The sequence below is a fragment of the Streptomyces sp. NPDC030838 genome (assembly GCF_055572035.1).
Genome location: NZ_JBVIED010000006.1, coordinates 331,153 through 347,913 on the forward strand (window position 1 = coordinate 331,153; position 16,761 = coordinate 347,913).

Sequence of the window (16,761 nt, forward strand, 5' to 3'; positions counted from 1 at the left end):
TGAGGCTCAGCCGCCGGCTTCGGGTGAGGCTCAGCCGCCTGCCTCGGGTGAGGCTCAGCCAGCCGCTTCGGGTGGAACTCAGCCGCCGAAGAACCGGAGATGCAACCGCCGTACCGCGTCGGTGAGTTCGGGCACCGGCCCGTCCACCACCACATCCGGCGCGACCTCCCGCACCGGCAGCGTTCTGACCGGCGGCGCGGGCACGCCCCACTCCGCCAGCCAGCCGGAGAGCTGCTCCGAGGACACCGCGTACACGATCCGGCCGAGGCCCACCCAGGCGTGCGCGGCGGCGCACATCGGGCAGTGCTCCCCGGAGGTGTACACGGTCGCCGCCGCCCGCTCCTCCGGCGTCAGCCGCGCGGCCGACCAGCGGGCCAGCTCGAACTCCGGGTGGCGCGTGCGGTCGCCGGACGCCACATGGTTGTGGTCCTCGGCCAGCACCGTGCCGTCCGCGGCCACCAGCACCGAGCCGAACGGCTCGTCCCCGGCCTCCAGCGCCCGCTCCGCCAGCTCCACACAGCGCCGCAGATACGGCAGTTCGGCGTCCTTCACGACCATGGCGTACGGCCCTCCTCGCGATGTGGTCCTGTCGGCCTCCTTGTCCGCGCGCCGCGGTCAGCGCCGCGCCCTGGAGCGGTCCAGGGCCGCGACGCCCAGCGCGGCGAGGGCGATCTGGACGAGCCACTCGATCCAGTCGACGCCGTCGGTGTCGGCCACGCCCAGCCCGGCGGCGAGCGCCGAGCCGAGCAGTGCGGCCACGATACCGACCAGGATCGTCCACAGGACTCCGATGCGCTGACGGCCCGGGACGACGAGCCGGCCCAGGACGCCGATGACGATGCCGATCACCAGGGCACTGAGGATTCCTGATATCTCCATGTCCGTTCCTCGGTGTTGAGAGACTGTCGGGGTTCCGAGAAGAGAGCCCGCCGGAATCCGGGTGCCCGCCGGACCCCGGGCCACTCCGTTTCCGGCGGACGAGGCCCGGCCGAGGCCGGAGAGGGAGGCGCTGCGCGTGGAGGAGCGGGTGCTCGCGGGCGGGGCCGTCAACCAGGTGGTGCGGGTCGGGGCGACCGTACGGCGGTCGCCGTCCACGCGGTCGGCCCATGTGCGGCGGCTTCTGGCGCTGTTCGAGGAACGGGGCTGGCGGGGCGCGCCGCGCTTTCTCGGCATGGACGAGCGGGGCCGGGAAACGTTCGGCTACATCGAGGGGCGGGCCGCGGTGACCGCCGGGGAGCGGGCCGCCGCGTGCACCGACGCGGGGCTGGAACGGGTGGCCCGGCTGGTGCGGGAGTTCCACGACCTCACCGAGGGGACGGCGCTCGCCGGAGACGCGGAGGTCGTGTGCCACAACGACCTGGCGCCGAAGAACACCGTGTACGCGGTGGACGGGACCGTCTGGCGTCCGCTCGCCCTCATCGACTGGGACCACGCCGGGCCGGGCGAGCGCGTGCACGACGTCGCCCACGCGTGCTGGCAGTACCTGGACCTCGGGCCGGCGGTGCCGGACGTGGGCCGGGCGGCCCGCCGGATGCGGCTGTTCTGCGATGCCTACGGACTCCTCGGACGGGACCGGGACCGGCTGTTGGACACGGTCCTGTGGTGGCAGGACCGCACCTGGCGCGGCATCGACGAGGGCGCCGAGCGCGGGGAGGCCGCCCTGGTCGGGCTGCGCGAGCGCGGGGCGGTGGAGGAGGTGCGGCAGGCCCACGACTGGGTCGCCGCCCACCTCCGTGACCTGGCGGCCTTCCTGCGCTGACCGGCGGGGCGCGGTCAGGCCGCCGGGGCCGCGGTGACGTCCGGGGCCTCGGAGATCACCGGCTCCTGCTGCTCCGGGTCGTCGGCGTCGTCGGGCTGCGGCTCGGGCGTCGGCGTGGAGTCCGAAGCCGGGGCGTCGTCCACCCAGGAGGTCAGCCGCCCGTCCGGCTGGAGGGCGACGTGCAGGCCGTTGTTCTGGCCGTACGCGGCACGGCCGTCGGCGACCAGCGTGTCGAGCTTGTGGCCGTGCGCGAGGATGTCGGCCTCGTGATGGTCCGTCGTGACCTTGTAGACCTTCGCGGTGGAGGCGCCGTCCGCGAGGGTGGCGGTGGAGACCAGGACCCGCTCGACGGCCGGCTTCGGCTCGGGCTCCGGCTTGGCCCGCTCGACCCAGGAGGTGACCCTGCCGTTCGGGTGGAGCGTGACGTGCAGGCCGTTGTGCTGCCCGTGGGCCGGCTTGCCGTCGGTGCGGAGGGTGCCGTATTCGACGCCCTTGGCCCAGATCTCCGCCTCGTAGCGGTGCTGGCCGGTCCTGTAGACCTTCGCGCGGGAGACCTTGTCCGCCAGCCTCACCGTCCTGACGTATCCGCGCTTGGCCTTGGCGTGGGCCGGGGCCTGCGCGGCCGCGGGGAGGGTCCGCGGCTCCGGGGCGGGGTGCGCGAGGGCGCCGGTGGCCGAGCCGCCGAGCACGATGCCGGCGCCGGCGGCGACGAAGGCGGTGCGCAGGGTGCGAGGAGCACGCATCAGAAAGCTGTCCTTCGGGTCGGGTTCACGACGCCTTCGACGCTACGGACCGCTCGTCAAGGGTTCCCATACGTCGTGTAACAGCCACCCCTCGCATAAGGTGCAAATCGGGCAATAATCCCATACTCAACAGTCACCCCGCGACACACGGCGAGGCCGGTCCGTGGGGACCGGCCTTCCTGTCTCTCCCTGTCTCGCTACGGCCTGGGGGTGCTCCGCGCCGCCGTACCGGCGCAGACCAGGCCGAGGATCACGGCCAGGGCGCCGATGATGACGTTGTTCAGCACGACGCCCGCGTCGGGGCCGGCGCCGACGATCCACGGCGAGATGATCATCCAGACGCCCAGTGCGCAGCAGGCCCAGCTCAGGCCGTACATACGCTCCGGGGCCCGGGTGAACCCGAGGGCCAGCAGGCCGATCGCGATGCCGATCACCAGATTGTGTGGCACGAGGTTGGGCTGGCTGGCCGTGTAGTGGAGTATCCAGGGGGATACGGCGCAGTACAGACCGAGCAGGAACAGCGGTCCGTCCACGAGCGCCACATCGCGACCGCCGAGCACGCGGTCGTATCGAGCCCGCATTTCGGAAACATCGGGGTGAGCGCTGATGTCACCACCCCGGGTGGGCGAGACGTTGGCCATGACTCGTCTCCTTTGACTGGCAGGCCTTGGTGCGTCTGTGCGGTACGCGACAAGCACGCCCCGCATGTTCATTCTGCTCTTATTTATCCTTTATGTGTAGAGAAGAGGTCAGTGCGGCCAGATGGGCCTCGCGCACCGGCGCCGTCTGCCCCTGGATCAGCAGGAACATGCCCTCGCGGGCCAGCCGCTGGGCCGGGCTGTCCAGGCTCATCGCGCGTCCGCCCCCGGCCACCACCGCCGCGGTCGTGGCCGCTTGCATCAGGTCGTACGTCTGGGTGCGCAGCGCCAGCCGCTCTTCGACGTGCTCGTGCGGGACGGGGTGGTCGGCGAGCGCGTACGCCTGGCGGCGCACCTCGTCGAGCCGGGCCCGCAGGGACTGCGCCGTCTCCCGAGCACCGGCTGTGTCGTCCAGCAGCCGCACGGCGGCGTACGCCACCCCGAAGACGGCCGGGGAGGCGTTGGCGCTGCGCGGGATGTCGACCAGGGCGAAGCTCTCCCGCGGCGTGCGCAGGACGACCGACTCCTCGGGCACCCACAGGCCGTCCAGCTCCAGGGAGACCGTCCGGGCGGCGGTCAGCGCCGCGAGCCGCATCGGCGGCGAGGCGCGCAGCCCCGGCTGCTCGCGGGCCCCGGTGAACGCGAACACCACCTCGGCCGCGTCGGTCACGCCCGCGAGCAGCATCACGTCGTTCAGGCCCCAGCCCGTGTACCAGGGCACCACGCCGTCGAACCGCCAGCCGCCCCGCTCGGCCGTCGCCCGCACCGGGACCCGCGGGAAGGCCCGCACATGGGCGTACGCGATGCCCGCCAGCAGCTCGCCGGTGGCCAGCGGACGCAGCAGCCGCTCCCGCACGGGGAGGTCCGACCGGGCCAGCAGCCGTACCGGCGTGTGGTGCTGTGTCTGCACGAACCAGGTGGAGCCGCACGCCCCGGCCAGGATCTCCTGGATCTCCCGGGCCACCGCGTCGGGCGCCCCCGCCCCGCCATACTCCTGGGGCGCGCTCACCCCGAGCACCCCGGACTCCCGGACGGCGGCCAGATGACTCGCCGGCACCCCCTCCTGGTCGACCCGTTCGGCGTGCGGGACGAGAAGATCCCGCGCGAGCCGACGGGCACGGGCGACGAGGGGGTGCGGTGTGGTGGTCATGGGGTCATTGTCCCGAGGCCGCCACGACGCCGGAGGGCGGAAGCCGCCGGCCCGAGCCGGCTGCCGCATGCCCAGGGGGCCCGGGGGTACTCGGGCGGGCGCGGAACACCGTACGGCACCACCCACCCGAGCCGACCATGAAGCTCTCGTTCCTCGACCCGCTCTTCGCCGGCCCCGGTCCCTGGGCCAGCGTCTACCTCGACACCTCCCGGGACGCCGACGACCCCGACCGGGCCATCGCCCTGCGCTGGCTCCACCAGCGCGACGCCCTGCTCGCCCAGGGCGCCGACGCCGCCACGGTCTCCGCTCTGGAGGACGCCGTAGGGACGTCGGACGCCCCGGGTCAGGCGCTGTTCGCCGCCCACGGCCACGTCGCCCTCGCGGCCGAGCTGCCCTACCCGCCCGAGCGGGACCGCGCCCGCTTCGACGACCTGCCCGACGCGCTGCCGCTGGCGCTCCGGCGCGCCCCGGACATCCCCTACGCCGCGATCACCGTCACCCGCTGGGAGCTGCCCGGCGAGGAGGAGACGTCCTTCGACGGCCACGACGCGTACGGCGGACTCGACGAACTCGACGGCTACGACGGCTTCGACGGCCGTCTCGCGGCGGCGCCGCCCGCCGTCGAGCAGCACATTCTCCTCACCTGCGAAACCGGCCACTGGCCCACCGGCCGCATCCGGCCCGGCCCGCGGCTGAGCCACCGTGTCCCGGTCGGGGAGTGGCAGCAGACGGCCCCCCGGCTGGCCCGGGAGCTGACCGACCTGGCGGACCGGCACGCCGCGGAGGTGATCCTCGTCTGCCGCGACGCGGGCGACCCGTGGCTGTCCGGCGTCCTGGTCAACCGCCTGCCCATCCACCTCCAGAACCGGCTGACGACCGTCGACGAGGAACCCGGGACCATCGGCCCCGACACCGCGCACCCCCATCTCGCCCGGCTGCTGCGCGGCCGGCTGAGGTCGGCGGACCAGCACCAGCTGGACACGTTCTTCGCCCAGCGCGCCCGGCACCGGCCCAAGTCCGAGGGCGTCACCGCCGCCGTCACCGCGCTGCAGCGCCGGCAGGCCCGGGCGGTGCTGCTCACCGACGCCCTGCGACTGCCGGAGCGGCTGTGGACCGGCTCCGACCCCACGCAGATCGCCCTGTCGGCGACGGAGCTGGAGGCCTACGGCACCCCGTACGTCCACGAGGAACCGGCCGACGCGGCGCTGCTGGCCGCCGCCGCCCGCACCGGCGCCGAACTGATCGTGCCGCCGTCCGACCGGGTGCCCCTGACGGACGGCATCGGCGTGGTGCTGCGCTACCGGGACGCCGCCGACATGGCCATGACGGCGTGATCACCCGCCTGATCTTCGCGCCCGTGCCTACCCTGGAAGCGTGGCTCGTTCCAACGACGAGGTCGCCGCGCTGTTCTACGAGTACGCGGATCTGATCTCGATCACCGGAGGAGACGCGTTCAAGGCACGCGCCTACGAGAAGGCCGCCCGGGCGATCGGCGGCCACCACGCCGATGTCGCCGGCCTCGACGTCAAGGGGCTCCAGGAGATCCCCGGGGTCGGCAAGTCGGTCGCCGAGAAGGTGGTCGAGTACTTCCGCGACGGCAGCGTGTCCGCGGTCGAGGAACTGCGGGCGAAGATCCCGGCCGGCGTCCGGCGGCTGACGGCCATCCCCACGCTCGGCCCGAAGAAGGCCCATGTCCTCTACGAGGAGCTGGGCATCGCCTCCGTGGACGAACTCGTCGACGCCATCCACGCCGAACGCCTGCGCGACCTCAAGGGCTTCGGGCCCCGGACCGAGGAGAAGATCCTCCACGGCATCGGCCTGCTCCAGTCCGCCGGCGACCGGGTCCTCGTCGACGTCGCCATGGACACTGCCGAGACCATCGTCGGCGAGCTGTCCGACATCACCGGCTGCCGGCGCTGCACCTACGCCGGCTCGCTGCGCCGGGTCCGCGAGACGATCGGCGACATCGACGTGCTGGCCGCCGCCGAGGACTCCGCCCCCGTGATGAAGGCGTTCACCGAGCTGCCCTTCGTCACCGAGGTCATCGCCCAGGGCCGTACCAAGACATCCGTGCGCACCGCCAAGGGCCTCGCCGTCGATCTGCGCGTGGTGCCCCCGGAGTCGTGGGGTGCGGCCCTGCAGTACTTCACCGGGTCCAAGGCCCACAACATCCGCACCCGCGAACTGGCCGTCCACCAGGGCCTGAAGCTCTCCGAGTACGGGCTGTTCGACGCCGAGAGCGGCGAGCTGATCGTCTCCGAGACCGAGGAGGACGTCTACGCCCGGCTCGGCCTGCCGTGGATCCCGCCCACCCTGCGCGAGGACCGCGGCGAGATCGAGGCGGGGCTGCGCGACGAACTGCCCGAGCTGGTCACCGAGGACGACATCCGCGGCGACCTGCACACCCACACCGACCTCACCGACGGCCTCGCCCCGCTGGAGGAGATGGTCGCCGCGGCCGCGGCGCGCGGCTACGCCTACTACGCCATCACCGACCACGGACCCGACATGGCCATGCAGCGCATGACCGACGAGCGGATGCTGGCCCAGCGCGAGCAGGTCCGGGAACTCGACGGCGCCTACGGCCGGCACGGCCGGCGGCAGGCGACCGGCAAGCAGGGCGGGATGCGGCTGCTGCACGGCGCCGAGCTGAACATCGGACCCGACGGCGAGGTCGACTGGCCCGCCGAGTTCCTGGCCGGATTCGACCTGTGCGTGGCCTCCGTGCACTCCCACTTCAACCAGAGCCGCGAGGCGCTCACCCGCCGGATCGTACGGGCCTGCGAGAACCCGTACGTCCACATCATCGGCCACCCCACCACCCGCATCATCGGCAAGCGGCCCGGCATCGACGCCGACCTCGACGCGGTCTTCGCCGCCTGCGCCCGCACCGGCACCGCCCTGGAGATCAACGCCCACCCCGACCGGCTCGACCTGGGCGACGAGGACATCCTCCGGGCCAAACGGCACGGGGTGAGGTTCGTCGTCGACAGCGACGCCCACGCCGTCGTCCACCTGCCCAACATGCGCTACGGCGTGGCCACCGCCCAGCGCGGCTGGCTCACCAAGGACGACGTGATCAACACCTGGCCGCTCACCCGGCTGCGCCGCTTCCTCCGCAAGGGGCGGTGACCCGGGGCCGGCGGCGCCCCAGACCGCGAGGGAACCCATGGAACTCGTCGAGGAAACCCCGCACCGCTTCCGGCTCGACCCGCACGGCGCCATGCGGGTGCCCGGCGTGGTCTTCGCCTCCCGCGACCTGCTCGCCGACGCCGAGCAGTCCCTGGAACAGGTCGCCAACGTCGCCACCCTGCCCGGCATCGTCTGCGCGTCGTACGCCATGCCCGACATCCACTGGGGCTACGGCTTCCCCATCGGCGGCGTCGCCGCGACCGCCGTCGACGAGAGCGGGGTGATCTCCCCGGGCGGCGTCGGCTTCGACATCTCCTGCGGGGTGCGGCTGCTCGCCGCCGACTGCGACCGAGCCGCCCTGGCCCCCGCCCTCGGCGCCATCATGGACGGCCTGGACCGGGCCATCCCCCGCGGCGCCGGACCCGGCGGGGTGTGGCACCCCGGCCCCGGCGAGCTGGACCGCATCCTGCAGGGCGGCGCCCGCTACGCCGTCGAACAGGGCTACGGCGAGGAACGCGACCTGATCCGCTGCGAGGACCGCGGGGCGGTCGACGACGCCGAGATCCGCGAGGTCGGCGAACGGGCCCGCGAGCGCGGCCTCGGCCAGGTCGGCAGCCTGGGCTCCGCCAACCACTTCCTGGAGGTACAGACGGTCTCCGAGGTGTACGACGAGGCCGTCGCCGCCGCTTTCGGCATCGCCGCCGGACAGGTCTGTGTGATGATCCACTGCGGTTCGCGCGGCCTCGGCCACCAGATCTGCACCGACCACGTCCGGGCGATGGACCGCGCCATGGCCCGCTACCACATCACGGTGCCCGACCGGCAGCTGGCCTGCACCCCCGTGGACTCGCCGGAGGGCCGGGCCTACCTCGGCGCGATGGCCGCGGCCGCCAACTACGGCCGCGCCAACCGCCAGTTGCTCTCCTACGCGGCCCGCAAGGTCTTCCACCGTGCCGCGGGCGTCCACCTGTCCCTGGTGTACGACGTCTCCCACAATCTGGCCAAGCTGGAGACCCACCCGGTCGACGGGCGGCCCCGCCCGCTCTGCGTGCACCGCAAGGGTGCCACCCGCGCCTTCCCGCCCGGCCACCCCGACCTGCCCGCCGATCTGCGGGAGGCCGGGCAGCCGGTGCTCATCCCCGGCACCATGGGCACCGCCTCCTACGTCCTCGCCGGAGTCACCGGCGGCGACGCCTTCGCCTCCACCTGCCACGGCGCCGGCCGCCGGATGAGCCGCCACCAGGCCGCCCGCACGGTCACCGGCCGGGAGCTGCGGGCCCGCCTGGAACGCGCGGGCATCGCGGTGCGCCCCCGCTCGTGGCGCGGCCTGTCCGAGGAGACCCCGGAGGCGTACAAGGACGTCAGCGCCGTGGTGGCCGCGAGCGAGGGCGCGGGGCTGTGCCGGACGGTGGCGCGGCTGGTGCCGCTGGGGGTGGTCAAGGGCTGAACCGTCACGTGCCTGCGCCGACCGGGGCTGAAGCGGCCTTCGTCGTACGCCGAGCCGGCCCTGATCCGCCGCCCGTCACACGTCGACCGTCACCGCACAGGACCAGCCGTACGCGTCCGGCCGGATGCGCAGCTCGTGCCAGGCGACGGCCTTCGGCACCGCCCCGGTGATCTCCACGTTCTTCAGGTCCGCCATGGTGAACCGCACGTCCAGGGCGTCCTCGGCGGCTTCGGCCGCCACGTCGACGGGGATCTCGCCGCTCACCTCCAGGCGGTAGACCACTTCGTCCAGAAGGGCCGCCAGCAGCTCCTCGTCGCCCTCGTCGGGCAGCCGTACCCGGGCCACCCCGGCGGGCCGAGCCCCGGCCACGTCCGCGAAGCACTCGACCAGGCCCCGTACGGCCTCCAGCAGGCAGCTCTCCCGGTCGGCGCCCCATGCCTCGATCCGTACGTCGGCCGTGTGCCCGGACGCCCGGTGCCCGCTCGCACCTCGTCGCCGCAGCGCGATGTCGTCGTCCGTGTCACCGACCATGCTCCCCCGAGTTCCCCGCCCGGCCCGCCCGCACACGGCCCTCGACCAGGAGATACGGCGCCTCGAAGACGAGGCTGCCGTCGCCGGCCCGGTTGTGCGCCGCGAAGAGGGCGGCGAGATCGGCGCGGGCCCGGTCCCAGCGTCGGGCACGCTCCAGGGCCCGGCGATGGGCGCGGATCGGGCCGGGCTTGGCCTCGAAGACGGACACGGCGTGCGCCACCGACGGATACCGCACCCGCACCTGCGCGACGCGGCAGCGCACGGTCACCGGAAGCGGCGCGAACCACTCCAGGACATGGCCGGGTTCGCCCCAGCGGGCGGGCCCCGCCGGGGCGGGTGGGTTGTCCTGGGGACGCAGGACCGCCGGGCCAGGGGAGTCGTCCAGGTGGCGCAGCACCGTAGGCGCGATCCGGCCCATGATCCCGTCCGGCGTCCAGGAGGCGACGGCGAGCCGCCCGCCGGGACGGGTCACCCGCACCAACTCGGCGGCGACGCGCGGCGGTTCGGGGGCGAACATCACGCCGAAGGTGGACAGGACGACGTCGAAGACACCCGCCGGGAACGGCAGCCGCCGGGCGTCCCCGGCCACGCGGCCCAGCGGGACCCCGGCCCGGCGCGCCCGCTCCGCCGCGACGCGCAGCAGCCCCGGCTCCAGGTCCAGCCCCACCACCCGCGCACCGCCCCGCGCCGCGGCGAGCGCGGCCGGACCGGACCCCGTGCCCACGTCCAGCACCCGAGGCGCGGCGGGCCCGCCGGCCAGCGCGGCGGCGACCACGTCGTCCGCGGCGTGCGCCCAGGCGTCCCCGGCCGCGGTGTAGTCGCCGCCCTCCCACTCGCCGCTCACGGCCGGGCCCTGTCGAGGCTCAGCAGCCCGACCCCGTGACCGGCCAGCGACTCGGGCAGCGCGGCCAGCGGCGGCAGCTCCTCGATGTGATGAACCCCTGGAGGGAGCGCGCCGTCGAGCAGCGCGCGGACCGTGTGCGCGGCGACCAGGCCGGTCACCCGGCTCTGCCCGCGCCCCGTGAGCGCGTACGCCGTGTGCCGGTTCCCGTGGCCCCACGCGTCGGCCCGCACCACGAAACCGTCCCCGCCGAGACGCACGTGCCCGAAGGCCCGCGCCAGCCGCCGCCGCACCTCCGGCCGGGCGAGCGGCCCGGTGACTCCCGTCCGGCGCGACGCGAACAGCGCGGCGGTCAGCGGGCGGGAGTCCAGGCACAGCCGGGTGGTCACCTGCGGCACCCCGAGGGTGCGGGGCAGGGTGTGCTGGTCGGAGAAGGGGAAGGGATGCGCGGTCCGGGTGCCGTAACCGGGGAGGCCCACCCGCCGGGACGGCGCCCGCACCGGTGCGGACAGCCCGGCCAGCGTCCAGCGCAGCGCGTCGGTGCCGTGCTGCTCCCCGGTGCCGAACAGCAGCGTCAGATCGATCCGCCGGGCGCCGCCCACCGCCTCGTGGGCGCGCCGCGCCAGCAGGTTCGTCAGGCCGGGCGCCACGCCCACGCTGAGCACCGCCGTCGCCCCCGCGCCCGCCGCGACCGGCCCCAGCCGCGCCACCGCGTCGAGGAGGCCGGCGGTGGCGCCGACGTCCACCAGATGCACCCCGCGCTCCAGACACACCCGGGCGACCGCGGCGTCCGGCGGCTCCACGCACAGCACCACCGCCGCCACGTCCCTCAGCCGCTCCAGCACCCGGCGGAACCCGTCCGGGTCACCGACGTCCACCCGGACACCCCCGAGCCGCCGCACCCGTGCCGCGTCCCGCCCGGCGGGTACGACCCGCCCCAGGAACCAGCCGCCCAGACAGGACGTCACCGCCGCGCCGACCGCGCCGTAGCCCCCGACGACGAGCACCCGGCCGGTCGGTTTCACTGTAGTCATGCTCTAGTGAATTACACTGTAGTGCCACTCCAGTCAAAGGGGATTCACGAGTCGCCGAGGCGTCGTGCGAGACTCCGCCGATGACCTCCGAAAAGATCTCCGCGCACGCCGCGGGCACCTGGACCCTCGGTGAACTGACTGTCGGTCGCGTCGGGTTGGGCGCGATGCGGCTCACCGGCAGCGCCGCCTTCCACCTCGGCACCCCCAGCGACCGTGCCCGGTCGATCGCCGTCCTGCGCAGGGCGGTCGACCTCGGCGTCGACCACATCGACACGGCCGCCTTCTACTTCTCCGCCCTGCGCTCCGCCAACGAACTGATCAACACCGCGCTCGCGCCGTACCCCGACGACCTGCTCATCGCCACCAAGGTGGGCCCGCACCGCGAGTTCGACGGCTCATGGGGCACCGCGGCCCGCCCCGACCAGCTGCGCGGGCACGTCGAGGAGAACCTGCGCCAGCTCGGCCGCGACCACCTCGACCTGGTCTATCTGCGCCGGATGCAGCAGGAGTCGATCGCCGAGCACTTCGGCGCGCTCGCCGAGCTGCGCGAGGCGGGCCTGGTCCGGCACCTGGGCCTGTCCGCGATCGAGCCCCGGCATCTCGCCGAGGCACAGGCCATCGCGCCGGTGGTGAGCGTGCAGAACCGCTATGGCCTCGACGCCCCGGACCCCGCCTCCGACGAACTCCTGCGGATCTGCGGCGAACAGGGCATCGCCTTCGTGCCGTTCTACGCCGTCGCCGGCCAGGGCGGCGAGCGGGGCGCGCCCGCCGCCCAGGACGAGGAGGTGGTGGCCGTGGCCCGCGCGCACGGCGCGAGCCCCGCCCAGGTCCGGATCGCCTGGACCCTCCACCAGGGCCCGCACGTCCTCGCCATCCCCGGCACCGGCGACCCGGACCATCTCGCCGAGAACGTGGCGGCAAGCGCGCTGCGCCTCACGGACGACGAACTGGCCCGCCTCGACGCCCGCCGCGAGGAGTCCGCTCAGCCCGCCTGACCGGTCACCGGGTAGTGGTCGGACAGGTTGGTGTACGTGTACTCGGTGCCCCAGCTCGACACCGTCCAGGGCGCCGAGGTCTCCTTCACCACGTCGTTCTTCCACACCGCCGGACGGGCGTGACCCGCGCGGTGCAGGACGTAGTCCAGGTCCTCGCGCGGATCGTCGGGGTAGCGGTCGCGGGCGATCGAGTTCTCCTCCGTGTCGAAGGAGTACGGGTGCCCGGTACGGGCGTCGGCGCCCACCAGGCCGCCGTCGGCGAGCATCGAGGCGTACTCGGCGCTGCGCGAGTCGACGTTCAGATCACCGGCGACGAGGACCTGCTCGCCAGCCGGGATGTTCTTGGCGTCCAGGAAGGCGTCGATCGCCCGGAACTGACGGCTGCGCATCGCGGCGGCCTCGCCGGGGTCGCAGCCGGGGTCGGTCGACTGGGCGTGGGTGCCCAGCACATGCACCTTCGCTCCGTTCACGTTCAGCACGACATACGCGAAGCCCTTGTTGGACCACCAGTCCGCCCCGCACGCGTCCTTGAAGACGTACTGCTCCTTGCGCAGGATCGGCCACTTGCTGAGCACGGTCACCCCGCCGTCCTCCGGCGTCGTCGCCGAGTAGGCGCCGCCCGTCGCGTCCCAGCCGTCCTTGCTCCGGCCCACCACCGGCGTCTGGTACGGATAGGCGGTCGCGGCGGCCCGCTTCAGCGCGTCCGAGGAGGAGTTGTCGAAGGCCTCCTGGAGCACCACCACGTCGTTGCCGTGGAAGAAGGGCGCCTTGGCTGTCTCCGCCGCCCGGTGGTCCTGCCCCCAGTTCGGGTACAGGCTCTTGCTGAACAGGAACACGTTGTACGACAGGACCCGCACCGCCGGCGTCTGCTCGGCGGCCGTGGCGGTGGGCGCCGTACCCGCGAGCCCCGCGGTGGCGAGGGCGAGGGCGAGCGCGGCGGCGCCGGGGGTGCGGCGCTGCGTGAGGAGCGGCACTGGATCTCCCTGTGGATGAAGGGGGCTGAGTGGCGCCGCACATCAAACCACCGGGGATTACTCTCAGGTAACTACCGTGCGGGAAAAGAATGTCGAAGGGACGTCAGATCACCCACTCCCCGTCCCGCATCAGATACCGCCCCGCCATCTCGTGCTCCCCGTGCATGGCCTGCACGAGCAGCGGGCGGACCCGGAAGTAGGCGTAGGAGGGGGCGTCCTCGGCGGGATTCCAGCCGTACTTGGCGGTGTACGCCCGTGCGATCGCCGCCGGCGCCTCCTCGCGTGTGTGGACCTCCGCCTCCCCGTCGATCAGCACGACGTCCCGGGTGTCCCCGAGTGCCAGCCGGACCCGGCGGCCGTCGCGCAGATTGCGCCCGGTCGGATTGGTCGTCCGCGTCGCCAGCCACACCGCCTCCCCGTCCCACAGGAACCAGAGCGCGACCAGCCAGGGCGTCCCGTCGACCGACGCCGACGCCACCCACACGTCCTCCTCCCGATCGAGCCGGGCCAGGACGGCCTGCTTGCGCTGGGCGGGGGTGCGGGGGGTCTCCGTGATCTTCATGCGAGGACAGTAACGGCCGAAACGACCGCCCCACTTCGGGCCTGGGACCGGCGGCACTCGGGCCTGCGAACTAGGGCCTGGGTCGTATCCGCGAGGTGCGTGGGCCGGCGACGGGGATTTCACCCGTGAGCCGGTCGCGCGGGGAGGGGAGGGAGCGTCAGGCCGCGCGCCCGGTCCGTACGGCCAGCAGCAGTCCGGTGCTCCAGGCCAGGCGGACGGTGCGGAAGTCATCGCGGCCTTCCAGGGCGGCCAGCAGCCCCGACACCGCCGTCTCGTGACCCTCCGGCCACTCCGGCTCCGGAAGGAGGTCGTCGACGAGGTACGTCCCGCCGACGGCCACCAGGTCCAGGGCGCGGTCGAGGTGCGTGAACTTCCCCGGCCACGTGTCCGCGAAAACGAGGTCGAACGGCGCCCCGTCGTACGACTCCAGCCACGCCCCGCCGTCACCGGTCACGAAGGTCACCCGCGGATCCGCGCCCAGCTCCGCGCGGCCGACGGCCTGCACCGTCTCGTCGAGTTCGACCGTGACCAGCTCGGCTCCGTCGTCCATCCCGCTCAGCAGCCAGGCGGTGCCCTCGCCGACGCCGGTGCCCAGTTCCAGAATCCGTCCACGGGGCCGGGCGGCGGCCAGTGCGGCCAGCAGGCTGCCGGTCCGGTCGTCGCAGGACATGGTGAATCCGGCGTGCTGTGCCGCGGCCCGCAGAGCGGGCACGGCCGGGGGGAGCAGGGTCGGTGTGTCGTCCATGGGGGAGAGTCTGCGAACGCGGCGGGGCGGTCAGCAAGCGATTTCTGCTCCGAATGGTCCGGCGTCGGCGCAGGAGGCGGACAGGTCTTCGAGCGGACTCCGGCCCGCGACTGGCATCCCGCAGGTTTTACGTATAACCTCTCCCGCTAACCCGCCGGATCCGCTCCCGAAAGGTCCCGATGAGACGCATCGCCCTGGTCACCCTCGTCGTCGACGACTACGACGAGGCGATCCGCTTCTACACCGAGGCCCTGGGGTTCCGGCTCGTCGAGGACACACCGCGCCCGGACGGCTCCCGCTGGGTGGTGGTCGAGCCGTCGGCCGGCGGTGCGGGCGCCGGCACCGCGCTGCTGCTGGCCCGCGCCAAGAACGACGCCGAGCGCGGCCGGGTCGGCGACCAGACCGGCGGCCGGGTCGGCTTCTTCCTGTACACCGACGACTTCGCCCGCGACCACGCCCGGATGCTGGCCGCGGGCGTGACCTTCCTGGAGGAGCCCCGGCACGAGCCGTACGGCACGGTCGCCGTCTTCCAGGACCTCCACGGCAACCGCTGGGACCTGCTCCAGCCCGCCGCCTCCTGACCTCCCCCGCACGTCCGCTCACCGAACCGCCGAGGAACGCCGCACCATGACTTCTACGCGCATAGACACCGACCTCCTCCTCCGCCTTCCCAAGGCCGTCCTGCACGACCACCTCGACGGCGGCCTGCGCCCCGCCACCGTCGTCGAGCTGGCCCGCGAGGTCGGCCACACGCTGCCCACCACCGACCCGGACGAGCTGGCCGCCTGGTACTTCGAGGCCGCCAACTCCGGCGACCTGGTCCGCTACATCGCCACCTTCGAGCACACCCTCGCCGTGATGCAGACCCGCGAGGGCCTGCTGCGCACCGCCGAGGAGTACGTCCTCGACCTGGCCGAGGACGGCGTCGTCTACGCCGAGGTGCGCTACGCCCCCGAGCTGAACACCCAGGGCGGGCTGACGATGCGCGAGGTCGTCGAGACGGTCCAGGAGGGCCTGGCCGCCGGTATGGCCAAGGCCGCGGCGGCCGGCACCCCGGTCCGGGTCGGCACCCTGCTGTGCGGCATGCGGATGTTCGACCGCGTCCAGGAGGCCGCCGAGCTGGCCGTCGCCTACCGCGACGCCGGTGTCGTCGGCTTCGACATCGCCGGAGCCGAGGACGGCTTCCCGCCCGCCGACCACCTCGCCGCCTTCGAGCACCTGCGCCGCGAGAGCGTGCCCTTCACCATCCACGCCGGCGAGGCCCACGGCCTGCCCAGCATCCACCAGGCCCTCCAGGTCTGCGGCGCCCAGCGCATCGGCCACGGCGTGCGCCTCACCGAGGACATCGTGGACGGCAAGCTCGGCCGCCTCGCGAGCTGGGTGCGCGACCGCCGGATCGCGCTGGAGATGTGCCCCACCTCCAACCTCCAGACCGGCTGCGCCACCTCGATCGCCGAGCACCCGATCACCGCGCTCAAGGACCTCGGCTTCCGGGTCACCCTCAACACCGACAACCGCCTGGTGTCCGGCACGACCATGACCCGCGAGATGTCCCTGCTGGTCGAGCAGGCGGGCTGGACCGTCGAGGACCTGCGCACGGTCACCGTGAACGCGATCAAGAGCGCGTTCATCCCGTTCGACGAGCGCAGGGCCCTCATCGAGGACGTCGTGCTGCCGGGCTACGCCGCCGCGCTCTGAAGCAGCCCGCGCACATAGGCGGCCTGTCCGACGTGCTGGAGATCGTCGGACAGGACGCTGACCAGCCGTACGCCGAGGCTGACCGGCGGATCCCAGCGCTCGTCGACGATGCGCTCGAGATCCTTGGCGGTCAGCCCGCGCACGAACCCGAGCGTCTGTTCGTGCACGGCGTCGTAGTACCCGGTCAGCAGGTCGGGGGAGTCGACCCGCACCTTGCCGACCTTCGCGGAAGTGTGGCCGTACCCGGTGTCCCGGAGGGGCAGCTTGAGCCCGAAGCGCTTCGCCCAGTCCTGCGCCAGCCACACCTGGTCGAGCTCCGAGGCGTCCGCGATGTGGTCGTCCTGGACCCGGGTGAGATGCCAGACCAGCCAGGCGATGGAGTTGGCGTCGGCGGACGGCCGGGCGTTCAGCTCCTCGGCCCCGAGACCGTCGACGGCGGCATGGACTTCTTCCTGGATACGGCCGTAGCCGTCGATGAGGATGTCCTTCGCGTGCATACGTCCACCATGGCG

Annotated in this window: 19 protein-coding genes; 7 read left to right on the forward strand and 12 right to left on the reverse strand. The window is 73.4% G+C overall.

Features of this window, described 5'->3' with window-relative positions:
- Positions 1 to 78: 78 nt before the first annotated feature.
- Positions 79 to 558: a nucleoside deaminase gene (locus ACZ42A_RS19075; protein ID WP_468528365.1), complete on the reverse strand. Its 480-nt coding sequence runs from the start codon at positions 556 to 558 to the stop codon at positions 79 to 81.
- Positions 559 to 615: 57 nt separating this feature from the next.
- Complete coding sequence (locus ACZ42A_RS19080; protein WP_468528366.1) at positions 616 to 879, reverse strand: GlsB/YeaQ/YmgE family stress response membrane protein; 264 nt, start codon at positions 877 to 879, stop codon at positions 616 to 618.
- Positions 880 to 940: 61 nt separating this feature from the next.
- On the opposite strand from ACZ42A_RS19080, the gene ACZ42A_RS19085 reads away from it, so the two are divergent.
- Positions 941 to 1,759, forward strand: coding sequence for a phosphotransferase family protein (locus ACZ42A_RS19085; RefSeq protein ID WP_468528367.1), 819 nt, complete (start codon positions 941 to 943; stop codon positions 1,757 to 1,759).
- Between the two features lie 14 nt (positions 1,760 to 1,773).
- On the opposite strand, the gene ACZ42A_RS19090 is transcribed toward ACZ42A_RS19085, so the two are convergent.
- The 3 genes from ACZ42A_RS19090 to ACZ42A_RS19100 all read right to left on the reverse strand — a co-directional run bounded on the left by ACZ42A_RS19090 (position 1,774) and on the right by ACZ42A_RS19100 (position 4,290).
- The gene (locus tag ACZ42A_RS19090) at positions 1,774 to 2,502 is read right to left on the reverse strand and encodes a hypothetical protein (protein ID WP_468528368.1); all 729 of its coding nucleotides are present in this window, start codon (positions 2,500 to 2,502) and stop codon (positions 1,774 to 1,776) included.
- A 197-nt stretch (positions 2,503 to 2,699) separates the two neighbouring features.
- On the reverse strand, positions 2,700 to 3,143 hold the full coding sequence (locus tag ACZ42A_RS19095) for an SPW repeat protein (RefSeq protein ID WP_468528369.1): 444 nt from the start codon (positions 3,141 to 3,143) through the stop codon (positions 2,700 to 2,702).
- Positions 3,144 to 3,222: 79 nt separating this feature from the next.
- A complete protein-coding gene (locus ACZ42A_RS19100) occupies positions 3,223 to 4,290 on the reverse strand; it encodes an acyl-CoA dehydrogenase family protein (RefSeq protein WP_468528370.1) in 1,068 nt (355 codons plus the stop codon).
- Between the two features lie 137 nt (positions 4,291 to 4,427).
- On the opposite strand from ACZ42A_RS19100, the gene ACZ42A_RS19105 reads away from it, so the two are divergent.
- Genes ACZ42A_RS19105 through ACZ42A_RS19115 form a run of 3 tightly spaced genes read left to right on the forward strand, consistent with a single transcriptional unit; the run spans position 4,428 to position 8,869 of the window.
- Positions 4,428 to 5,624, forward strand: coding sequence for a baeRF2 domain-containing protein (locus tag ACZ42A_RS19105; RefSeq protein ID WP_468528371.1), 1,197 nt, complete (start codon positions 4,428 to 4,430; stop codon positions 5,622 to 5,624).
- A 40-nt stretch (positions 5,625 to 5,664) separates the two neighbouring features.
- Positions 5,665 to 7,422 (forward strand): DNA polymerase/3'-5' exonuclease PolX, encoded by a 1,758-nt coding sequence (gene polX / locus ACZ42A_RS19110; RefSeq protein WP_468528372.1) that lies wholly within the window; start codon positions 5,665 to 5,667, stop codon positions 7,420 to 7,422.
- Between the two features lie 37 nt (positions 7,423 to 7,459).
- Positions 7,460 to 8,869 (forward strand): RtcB family protein, encoded by a 1,410-nt coding sequence (locus ACZ42A_RS19115; RefSeq protein ID WP_468528373.1) that lies wholly within the window; start codon positions 7,460 to 7,462, stop codon positions 8,867 to 8,869.
- A gap of 75 nt (positions 8,870 to 8,944) precedes the next feature.
- On the opposite strand, the gene ACZ42A_RS19120 is transcribed toward ACZ42A_RS19115, so the two are convergent.
- Genes ACZ42A_RS19120 through ACZ42A_RS19130 form a run of 3 tightly spaced genes read right to left on the reverse strand, consistent with a single transcriptional unit; the run spans position 8,945 to position 11,275 of the window.
- Positions 8,945 to 9,400, reverse strand: coding sequence for an archease (locus ACZ42A_RS19120; RefSeq protein ID WP_468528374.1), 456 nt, complete (start codon positions 9,398 to 9,400; stop codon positions 8,945 to 8,947).
- Positions 9,390 to 10,244, reverse strand: coding sequence for a class I SAM-dependent methyltransferase (locus ACZ42A_RS19125; protein WP_468528375.1), 855 nt, complete (start codon positions 10,242 to 10,244; stop codon positions 9,390 to 9,392). The genes ACZ42A_RS19120 and ACZ42A_RS19125 overlap by 11 nt, the downstream gene beginning before the upstream one ends.
- A complete protein-coding gene (locus ACZ42A_RS19130; protein WP_468528376.1) occupies positions 10,241 to 11,275 on the reverse strand; it encodes a saccharopine dehydrogenase family protein in 1,035 nt (344 codons plus the stop codon). The genes ACZ42A_RS19125 and ACZ42A_RS19130 overlap by 4 nt, the downstream gene beginning before the upstream one ends.
- An 80-nt stretch (positions 11,276 to 11,355) precedes the next feature.
- Between ACZ42A_RS19130 and ACZ42A_RS19135 the strand changes: the two genes are divergently transcribed.
- Positions 11,356 to 12,270 carry an aldo/keto reductase gene (locus tag ACZ42A_RS19135; protein WP_468528377.1) on the forward strand — a complete coding sequence of 305 codons (915 nt, stop codon included), beginning with the start codon at positions 11,356 to 11,358 and terminating at the stop codon, positions 12,268 to 12,270.
- Here the strand turns inward: ACZ42A_RS19135 and sph are convergent.
- The 3 genes from sph to ACZ42A_RS19150 form a co-directional block, all read right to left on the reverse strand.
- Positions 12,258 to 13,244, reverse strand: coding sequence for a sphingomyelin phosphodiesterase (gene sph / locus ACZ42A_RS19140; RefSeq protein WP_468528378.1), 987 nt, complete (start codon positions 13,242 to 13,244; stop codon positions 12,258 to 12,260). The genes ACZ42A_RS19135 and sph overlap by 13 nt on opposite strands.
- Before the next feature lie 103 nt (positions 13,245 to 13,347).
- Positions 13,348 to 13,806, reverse strand: a complete 459-nt coding sequence (locus tag ACZ42A_RS19145; protein WP_468528379.1) for a pyridoxamine 5'-phosphate oxidase family protein — start codon at positions 13,804 to 13,806, stop codon at positions 13,348 to 13,350.
- A 157-nt stretch (positions 13,807 to 13,963) separates the two neighbouring features.
- Complete coding sequence (locus ACZ42A_RS19150; protein WP_468528380.1) at positions 13,964 to 14,551, reverse strand: O-methyltransferase; 588 nt, start codon at positions 14,549 to 14,551, stop codon at positions 13,964 to 13,966.
- A 179-nt stretch (positions 14,552 to 14,730) separates the two neighbouring features.
- Here ACZ42A_RS19150 and ACZ42A_RS19155 point away from each other — a divergent pair, with 179 nt between their 5' ends.
- Both ACZ42A_RS19155 and ACZ42A_RS19160 read left to right on the forward strand, forming a co-directional pair.
- Positions 14,731 to 15,132 (forward strand): VOC family protein, encoded by a 402-nt coding sequence (locus ACZ42A_RS19155; RefSeq protein ID WP_468528381.1) that lies wholly within the window; start codon positions 14,731 to 14,733, stop codon positions 15,130 to 15,132.
- Between the two features lie 46 nt (positions 15,133 to 15,178).
- A complete protein-coding gene (locus ACZ42A_RS19160) occupies positions 15,179 to 16,249 on the forward strand; it encodes an adenosine deaminase (protein WP_468528382.1) in 1,071 nt (356 codons plus the stop codon).
- Here the strand turns inward: ACZ42A_RS19160 and ACZ42A_RS19165 are convergent.
- Positions 16,231 to 16,746: a mycothiol transferase gene (locus ACZ42A_RS19165; RefSeq protein WP_468528383.1), complete on the reverse strand. Its 516-nt coding sequence runs from the start codon at positions 16,744 to 16,746 to the stop codon at positions 16,231 to 16,233. The two genes, ACZ42A_RS19160 and ACZ42A_RS19165, sit on opposite strands and share 19 nt — an antisense overlap.
- Between the last annotated feature and the right edge of the window lie 15 nt (positions 16,747 to 16,761).

What these genes read in the sequence shown, in the direction of transcription:
- ACZ42A_RS19105 (WP_468528371.1), top strand. Translation starts at nt 4,428, where the DNA reads ATGAAGCTCTCGTTCCTCGACCCGCTCTTCGCCGGCCCCGGTCCCTGG.
- ACZ42A_RS19120 (WP_468528374.1), bottom strand. Translation starts at nt 9,400, where the DNA reads ATGGTCGGTGACACGGACGACGACATCGCGCTGCGGCGACGAGGTGCG.
- ACZ42A_RS19145 (WP_468528379.1), bottom strand. Translation starts at nt 13,806, where the DNA reads ATGAAGATCACGGAGACCCCCCGCACCCCCGCCCAGCGCAAGCAGGCC.
- ACZ42A_RS19090 (WP_468528368.1), bottom strand. Translation starts at nt 2,502, where the DNA reads ATGCGTGCTCCTCGCACCCTGCGCACCGCCTTCGTCGCCGCCGGCGCC.
- ACZ42A_RS19115 (WP_468528373.1), top strand. Translation starts at nt 7,460, where the DNA reads ATGGAACTCGTCGAGGAAACCCCGCACCGCTTCCGGCTCGACCCGCAC.
- ACZ42A_RS19160 (WP_468528382.1), top strand. Translation starts at nt 15,179, where the DNA reads ATGACTTCTACGCGCATAGACACCGACCTCCTCCTCCGCCTTCCCAAG.
- ACZ42A_RS19095 (WP_468528369.1), bottom strand. Translation starts at nt 3,143, where the DNA reads ATGGCCAACGTCTCGCCCACCCGGGGTGGTGACATCAGCGCTCACCCC.
- ACZ42A_RS19100 (WP_468528370.1), bottom strand. Translation starts at nt 4,290, where the DNA reads ATGACCACCACACCGCACCCCCTCGTCGCCCGTGCCCGTCGGCTCGCG.
- ACZ42A_RS19075 (WP_468528365.1), bottom strand. Translation starts at nt 558, where the DNA reads ATGGTCGTGAAGGACGCCGAACTGCCGTATCTGCGGCGCTGTGTGGAG.
- ACZ42A_RS19155 (WP_468528381.1), top strand. Translation starts at nt 14,731, where the DNA reads ATGAGACGCATCGCCCTGGTCACCCTCGTCGTCGACGACTACGACGAG.
- ACZ42A_RS19130 (WP_468528376.1), bottom strand. Translation starts at nt 11,275, where the DNA reads ATGACTACAGTGAAACCGACCGGCCGGGTGCTCGTCGTCGGGGGCTAC.
- ACZ42A_RS19135 (WP_468528377.1), top strand. Translation starts at nt 11,356, where the DNA reads ATGACCTCCGAAAAGATCTCCGCGCACGCCGCGGGCACCTGGACCCTC.
- ACZ42A_RS19080 (WP_468528366.1), bottom strand. Translation starts at nt 879, where the DNA reads ATGGAGATATCAGGAATCCTCAGTGCCCTGGTGATCGGCATCGTCATC.
- ACZ42A_RS19150 (WP_468528380.1), bottom strand. Translation starts at nt 14,551, where the DNA reads ATGGACGACACACCGACCCTGCTCCCCCCGGCCGTGCCCGCTCTGCGG.
- ACZ42A_RS19165 (WP_468528383.1), bottom strand. Translation starts at nt 16,746, where the DNA reads ATGCACGCGAAGGACATCCTCATCGACGGCTACGGCCGTATCCAGGAA.